The following is a 571-nucleotide window of genomic DNA, read 5'->3' as shown; positions in this document are numbered from 1 at the left end:
GCTATGTCCTTTTCAGAAGCCCCGGATTGCTTTAAAACACTCTCTACCATCGGCATCATTTGCTCAATCGACTCTTTCGCAATATTCATAATATCGATTTGAAAGAGCTGGACACTGACAACAAAGGAGATGAGAATACTGAATAAATAAAGCAGCGCACCTGTAATGATGGCATTCCCAGGCTGCCTTCTGCTGTAGAAAACACCCATGCCTAATCCGACGGCAATTAAGATAGGTGCACTCATGAGTCCAGCCATAGACCCAATTAAAAAGCTGATCACTATGCCAATAGCGCCAGCAGCAATTCCTTTTTTCAAGCCGTGTCTGATTGTATAGAGGATGATCGGAATCGGAGCAGCTAGAAAGAAAATAATAGATAAAAGCGGCACATACAAATAAAACAGCATCATGACCGCAAAAATACTCATCATGATTGCGCCCTCTACTAACGCTTTTGTTTGTTTCACACCTTCACCTCTATCCAATCCTTTTGTCTATATCTTGCTCAATGTGTACTTCTATGTATACGTATGATGTCAGCTCCATCATGTCTTGCCCCAACCTTTATTTT

The 571-nt window shown here is 41.5% G+C and carries 1 protein-coding gene; it reads right to left on the bottom strand.

Translation table 11 applies throughout. From position 1 onward, the window contains the following. The coding region (locus BJU60_RS14870) for a DUF2232 domain-containing protein (RefSeq protein ID WP_141737260.1) at positions 1 to 467 on the bottom strand (467 nt) is incomplete at its 3' end. Positions 468 to 571 lie beyond the last annotated feature (104 nt).

Origin of the sequence: Exiguobacterium aurantiacum, from assembly GCF_001766415.1 — a bacterium.
In the GTDB taxonomy this organism is placed as follows: domain Bacteria; phylum Bacillota; class Bacilli; order Exiguobacteriales; family Exiguobacteriaceae; genus Exiguobacterium; species Exiguobacterium aurantiacum_A.
The sequence above is the reverse complement of the archived record's forward strand: the minus strand, read 5'-3'. Positions and strand labels throughout refer to the sequence as shown.